The sequence below is a fragment of the Jatrophihabitans sp. YIM 134969 genome (assembly GCF_054456675.1).
The window spans coordinates 65,215-71,682 of sequence record NZ_JBTJEQ010000025.1 but is presented as its reverse complement, the minus strand read 5'-3'; the positions used below and the strand labels follow the sequence as shown (position 1 = coordinate 71,682).

Here is a 6,468-nt window from a genome sequence, read left to right as displayed (position 1 = left end):
CGTGCTCGCCGCGGCCGCGAAGGCCCGCACCCAGACCGCGGTCGGCGAGCCCGCCGCGTCGAACGGCGTCGGACCGGCCCCCGAGCGCGCCGACCACGCGGCCCTCTGACCCCGCCCACCCCGTCCCGCGCGGGACGTCTGCTGCCGACGCGACGCGGTCGTGACCGCGGGCGGCGCGACACCACAGGACCGTCCCGGTCGGCTGGATCGTCTCGGGCGGGCGTGACGACCGGTCCCGACGTCTGGATCCCGCCGCTGTGGTCGGTGGTCGCGGCCGTCGTGGTCGCGACGGCCGTCACGGCCGTGGTGTTGTCCGGTGGGTTCCTGCTCGGGTGGGACCACGCGATCTCGCACGTGTTCCGGACGTGGGGGGTGCGCGACGACCCGTGGCCGCTGCGGTTCACCTACCTGCTGACCCTGCCCGGCCAACGCGGCACGGTGTTGCTGATCTCGGCGCCGACCGTCGCGTGGCTGGTGTGGCGGGGCCGATCGGTCGATCCCGCCATCCGGTACGTCGCGGCCTTGGTGCTGCTGACGGTGGCCGTGTACGCGCTGAAGGCCGCGACCGGTCGTGACGCCCCGCCGGTCGACGGCTTCCACACCGCGACCGGAGCGTCGTTCCCGTCGGGTCACGTCGCCAACGCGATCCTCGTCTGGGGCGTCGTGACGTTCTGCGCGGCGCGCGTCGTCGGCACACCGCGGTGGCTGCGCCGCACCTCCCGGCGGGTGGCGTGGATCGGGCCGGTCGCGGTGGTGGTCGGCATGACGATCCTGGACTACCACTGGATGACCGACTTCGTGGTCGGCGCGTGCGTGGGGGTCGTGCTGCTGCGGATCGTGGAACTGCCGGGGTGGGCGAGGCTCGCCTCGCCGCTCGACCGGCGGGTCTTCGCGCGGGCGGCCGGTCGCTGAGCGGCGCCGGCCGCGTCCGCCGTCAGACCTTGCGCAACACCGCGACGATCTTGCCGAGCACCACGGCGTCGTCAGCCGGGATGGGCTCGAAGGCCGGGTTGGCCGGCAGCAGCCAGGCGTGACCGTCGCGGCGGCGCCAGGTCTTCACCGTGGCCTCGCCGTCGATCATCGCGGCCACGATCTCGCCGTTCTCCGCCGTGCTCTGCTGCCGGACCGCGACCCAGTCACCGTCGGCGATGGCGGCGTCGATCATCGACTCGCCGACGACCTTGAGCAGGAAGACCGTGCCGGCACCCACGAGGGTGCGGGGGAGCGGGAAGACCTCGTCGACCGACTCGTCGGCCAGCAGCGGGACACCGGCGGCGATCCGGCCGACCACCGGGACGTTGACCGTGGGGCTGACCTGCGCGCCGTCGCCCTCGTTCGCGTGCGGTGACGTGCCGCTGCTGCCCGGGGCACCGCTCGAACCGTCGGCCGGGCGGACGTCCACGGCGCGGGGCAGGCGGGCGTCGCGCCGGATGTAGCCCTTGCGTTCCAGGGCGGCCAACTGGTGGCTCACGCTCGACGTCGACGCGAGCCCCGTGGCGTCGCAGATCTCGCGGATGCTGGGCGGGTAACCCCGGTCCTGCATCGAGGCCTGGATGACCTCGAGGACCGCGCGCTGACGCTCGGTCAGGCCGTCGCCACCGAGGCGGGTGACCGCGCGGTCGGCCTCGGACATCTTGGGCCGACCAGGACCCCGCTTGACGGGTGCGTCGGACGAGGTCGCGGTGGTCGTCGACGGCGTCGCGGCCTCGGCGGCACGGGTGGAGGACGCGGCCTTGCGGGCGGTCTTGGCGGGGCGGCCCGCGGCCTTGCCCCCGCTGCGCTTGGTCGTCTCGGGCATGTCCGGACCGTAACGCGTCCCGGCGTCCGAGTTCAAACACCTGTTCGAGACGGCGTGTCGGGAGCGGTGTCGGATCACGACCCGGTGACGGCCAACCCTCGACCACTTGTCGAATGTTCGTTCGAGTGGTAGACCTCGTACAGTCGTTCGATTGAACAGGTGTTCGAGAGATCCGCCGCCCGGCGGAGGGCTCGGACCCCGCCGTCGGACGGAAAGTGTCAGACCCCCGCGCCACAGTCGCAGTCACCACCAGGTCAGCCGTCAGTCGAGGAGTCAGTCGTGACCGTCACCGTCGAGTTCGCCCCCTCCGCCCGCCCCGTCAGCCGCCCCGCCAGCCGAGCCGTCAGCCGGCCCGTCGCCCGCCCGGCGGGTCACCCGGGTCACCCGGGTCACCCGGGTACCGGTGCGGCCGGCGTCATCGGCTCCGTCGAGGCGCGCCCGCTGCACCCGGCCCCGCGTCCCGCCACCGCCGTCACGCGCCGCCCGGTCCGCCGGGTCCGGACCGTCGCCGCAGGCGCGTCGTGCGCCGCCGTCGCCCCGCAGCCGATCGCCGCGTCGTCGGCCGTCCAGCTCACCCGCCGCGGGTGGACCGTCCTGCTGGGGACCGCCGTTGCCGTCGCGGCCGTGCTCGTGTGGCTGGCGTACCTGTCGCACCCGGCCACGACCACCGGGTCCGCCGGTGGCGCGGCCTCGAGCGTCGTCGTCCAGCAGGGCGACACCCTCTGGTCCATCGCCAGCCGCGTGGCTCCCGACCGTGACCCGCGCGCCGTCGTGTTCGACCTGCAGCAGGCCAACGGCCTCGGCGACTCGACGGTCGTCGCGGGCCAGGTCCTGCAGCTGCACTGATCCGGCCGCCCACCGGAGGCCGGCACCCCCCGTGGTGCGCACGGGACGCGCGGGGCCGGTGGGACCTGCAGGACGTTCTCGCGTGTCGCTTGCGGAAGTGGTGGCGAGGTCCTAGCGTTACCCCTACATCTAGTAGTGACACCGATGTAGTTCGTCCACAGGTTGCGTCACAGCCACAGGGGCTGTGTCCACAGCCACAGGCCGTCGTCCACATCCGGTGCACACCCCGGTCCACAGGGCCCCGGTGCGCGTCGGGTTCAGGGGGCGCCCGGGACGTACGCCCGGAGGTGTCGTCCGATCCGGAGGAGGGGTGCGTCGTGCGCTGTCCGTACTGCCGTCACCCCGACTCCCGGGTGATCGACTCCCGCGAGCAGGACGAGGGACAGGTCATCCGTCGTCGGCGCAGCTGCCCCGAGTGCAGCCGCCGGTTCACGACGCTCGAGGAGGCGACGCTCGCGGTCATCAAGCGCAGCGGCGTCACCGAGCCGTTCAGCCGCGCCAAGGTCGTGAGCGGCGTGCGCCGTGCGTGCCAGGGCCGGCCGGTCGAGGACGACTCGCTCGCCCAGCTCGCCCAGACCGTGGAGGACGCGGTCCGGGCCACCGGCGCCGCCGAGATCCCCAGTGACGAGGTCGGGCTCGCGATCCTCGGTCCCCTCCGCGACCTCGACGAGGTCGCGTACCTCCGTTTCGCCTCCGTCTACCGGTCCTTCAGCTCCATCGAGGACTTCGAGAAGGCGATCGCCGAACTGCGCCAGCCCGGCCCGCCCGACTGACCGCACGGCACCACGCGCACGACACCCGACCTGTACGCCACCCCACCCGTACGTCCCGCCCGAGAGGAACTCCATGACCGAGGTCGCCGACACCACCACCGGCACGCCCCCCGCCGCGCCCCGCTTCGCGACCAACGGCCTGCGGATCGACCGCACCTGGTCGACCCCGGGCAGCCACCCGTACGACGAGGTGACGTGGGAGCGCCGCGACGTCGTGATGACGAACTGGCGCGACGGCACGGTGAACTTCGAGCAGCGCGGGGTGGAGTTCCCCGAGTCCTGGTCGGTGAACGCGGCCAACATCGTCACCACCAAGTACTTCCGCGGAGCGGTCGGGACCCCGGCGCGGGAGTGGTCGCTCAAGCAGCTCATCGACCGGGTCGTCACCCGGTACCGCGCGGCCGGTGAGGAGAACGGCTACTTCGCCTCGGCGGCCGACGCCACCGCGTTCGCCGACGAGCTGACCTGGATGCTGCTGCACCAGGTGTTCAGCTTCAACTCGCCGGTGTGGTTCAACGTGGGCACGTCGTCGCCGCAGCAGGTCTCGGCGTGCTTCATCCTCGCCGTCGACGACACGATGGACTCGATCCTCAACTGGTACCGCGAAGAGGGGCTGATCTTCAAGGGCGGCTCGGGCGCCGGCCTCAACCTCTCGCGCATCCGGTCGTCCAAGGAACTGCTCTCCTCCGGTGGTACGGCGTCCGGCCCGGTGAGCTTCATGCGGGGCGCCGACGCCTCGGCCGGCACCATCAAGTCCGGTGGCGCCACGCGCCGCGCGGCCAAGATGGTCGTCCTCGACATCGACCACCCGGACATCGAGGAGTTCGTCGAGACCAAGGCGCGCGAGGAGGACAAGATCCGCGTCCTGCGCGACGCCGGCTACGACATGGACCTCGGCGGTGCCGACATCACCTCGGTGCAGTACCAGAACGCCAACAACTCCGTGCGCGTCACCGACGAGTTCATGCGCGCCGTCGAGGAGGGCAAGGAGTTCGGGCTGCGCGCCCGCAGCACGCACGAGGTCATCGAGACCGTCGACGCGAAGTCGCTGTTCCGCAAGGTCGCGCAGGCGGCGTGGGAGTGCGCCGACCCGGGCATCCAGTACGACGACACCATCAACGACTGGCACACCAACCCCGAGTCCGGCCGCATCACCGCGTCGAACCCCTGCTCGGAGTACATGAGCCTCGACAACACCTCGTGCAACCTGGCGTCGTTGAACCTGTTGAAGTTCCTGAACGACGACTACTCGTTCGACGTCGAGCGGTTCGTGAAGTCGGTCGAGGTCATCATCACCGCGATGGACATCTCGATCTGCTTCGCGGACTTCCCGACCGAGGCCATCGGCGTCAACACCCGCGCCTACCGCCAGCTGGGCATCGGCTACGCCAACCTCGGTGCGCTGCTCATGGCGTCGGGCCTCGCGTACGACTCCGACGGCGGCCGCGCGCTCGCCGGTGCGATCACCTCGCTGATGACGGGTGTGTCCTACCGTCGCTCGGCCGAGCTCGCCGGGATCGTCGGCGCGTACGAGGGATACGCCCGCAACGCCAAGGCGCACGCCCGGGTCATGCGCAAGCACGCCGCGGCGAACGACAGCGCGCGCACGCTGCACGCGGTCGACAAGGCGGTGACCGCCCGCGCCGGTGAGGAGTGGGAGACCGGCAACCGGCTCGGCGAGGCCAACGGCTGGCGCAACGCGCAGGCCTCGGTGCTCGCGCCGACCGGCACGATCGGGCTGATGATGGACTGCGACACCACCGGGATCGAGCCTGACTTCTCGCTGGTGAAGTTCAAGAAGCTGGTCGGCGGCGGCTCGATGCAGATCGTCAACCAGACGGTGCCGCGCGCGCTGCGGGCGCTGGGCTACCAGGAGGAGTCGGTCGAGGCGATCGTCGAGTACATCGTCGAGAACGGCCACGTCGTCGACGCGCCCGGACTCAAGCCCGAGCACTACGAGGTCTTCGACACCGCGATGGGCGTGCGGGCCATCCGGCCGATGGGCCACGTGCGGATGATGGCCGCGGCGCAGCCGTTCCTCTCCGGTGCGATCAGCAAGACGGTCAACCTGCCCGAGACCGCCACCGTCGAGGACATCGAGGACGTCTACTTCCAGGGTTGGAAGCTCGGGATCAAGGCCCTCGCCGTCTACCGCGACAACTGCAAGGTCGGCCAGCCGCTCTCGGCGGGCAAGACCGCGTCGGCGTCGGGCGGCAACAACGCCACCGACACCACCGCCGGCGTGGTCGTCGCCGACACCCGTCCGGTGCGGCGTCGGCTGCCGAAGTCGCGGCCGTCGACCACCACGTCGTTCTCCGTCGGCGGTGCCGAGGGCTACATGACGGCCGGCACCTACGTGCCCGGCGGCGAACTCGGCGAGGTCTTCCTCAAGCTGGGCAAGCAGGGTTCGACCCTCGCCGGTGTCATGGACGCGTTCTCCATCGCGATCTCGATCGCGCTGCAGCACGGCGTCCCGCTCGACACCTACGTGCAGAAGTTCACCAACATGCGCTTCGAGCCCGCCGGCATGACCGACGACCCCGACATCCGCATGGCGCAGTCGGTGATGGACTACATCTTCCGTCGCCTGGCGCTGGACCACCTGCCGTTCGACGAGCGGTCCGCGCTCGGCATCCACACCGCCGCCGAGCGCGCGCAGCAGCTCGAGACCGGTGCGTACGCGCCGGTGGTGGAGGAGACCGAGGCGGACGACCTCGAGGCCCTCGCGCAGTCCGCGCCGGTCGAGGTCGCTCCCGCGGCCGAGGTCGTCGAGGCCGCGGAGAAGCCCGCCCCGGCCGCCGCGCACAGCTCGACCGAACTGCTCGAGCTGCTCAACGGGTCGTCGGCCGACGCCCCGCTGTGCATGAACTGCGGCACGAAGATGCGCCCCGCCGGCTCCTGCTTCGTCTGCGAGGGTTGCGGCAGCACCAGCGGCTGCAGCTGACCTCGGCTCGTCGCACGACCGGCCCGCCGCACCACCAGATCGCTCGACGGCCCCGGCCCTCCTCGCGGAGGTCCGGGGCCGTCGTGCGTCCACCGGCCCGCCCGGAC

Annotated in this window: 5 protein-coding genes; 4 read left to right on the top strand and 1 reads right to left on the bottom strand. The window is 71.8% G+C overall.

Annotated elements, in window-relative coordinates; all coding sequences use genetic code 11:
- Positions 1 to 222: 222 nt before the first annotated feature.
- Positions 223 to 912, top strand: coding sequence for a phosphatase PAP2 family protein (locus ACXR2U_RS14385; protein WP_458825744.1), 690 nt, complete (start codon positions 223 to 225; stop codon positions 910 to 912).
- A 22-nt stretch (positions 913 to 934) separates the two neighbouring features.
- Here ACXR2U_RS14385 and lexA read toward each other — a convergent pair whose 3' ends face one another.
- Positions 935 to 1,633, bottom strand: a complete 699-nt coding sequence (gene lexA, locus ACXR2U_RS14380) for a transcriptional repressor LexA (RefSeq protein WP_458825750.1) — start codon at positions 1,631 to 1,633, stop codon at positions 935 to 937.
- A 444-nt stretch (positions 1,634 to 2,077) separates the two neighbouring features.
- Here lexA and ACXR2U_RS14375 point away from each other — a divergent pair, with 444 nt between their 5' ends.
- The 3 genes from ACXR2U_RS14375 to ACXR2U_RS14365 all read left to right on the top strand — a co-directional run bounded on the left by ACXR2U_RS14375 (position 2,078) and on the right by ACXR2U_RS14365 (position 6,361).
- Positions 2,078 to 2,644, top strand: coding sequence for a LysM peptidoglycan-binding domain-containing protein (locus ACXR2U_RS14375; protein ID WP_458825743.1), 567 nt, complete (start codon positions 2,078 to 2,080; stop codon positions 2,642 to 2,644).
- Positions 2,645 to 2,961: 317 nt separating this feature from the next.
- Positions 2,962 to 3,417, top strand: coding sequence for a transcriptional regulator NrdR (nrdR, locus tag ACXR2U_RS14370; RefSeq protein ID WP_458825742.1), 456 nt, complete (start codon positions 2,962 to 2,964; stop codon positions 3,415 to 3,417).
- A 73-nt stretch (positions 3,418 to 3,490) separates the two neighbouring features.
- A complete protein-coding gene (locus ACXR2U_RS14365; protein ID WP_458825741.1) occupies positions 3,491 to 6,361 on the top strand; it encodes a vitamin B12-dependent ribonucleotide reductase in 2,871 nt (956 codons plus the stop codon).
- The last annotated feature ends 107 nt before the right edge of the window (positions 6,362 to 6,468 follow it).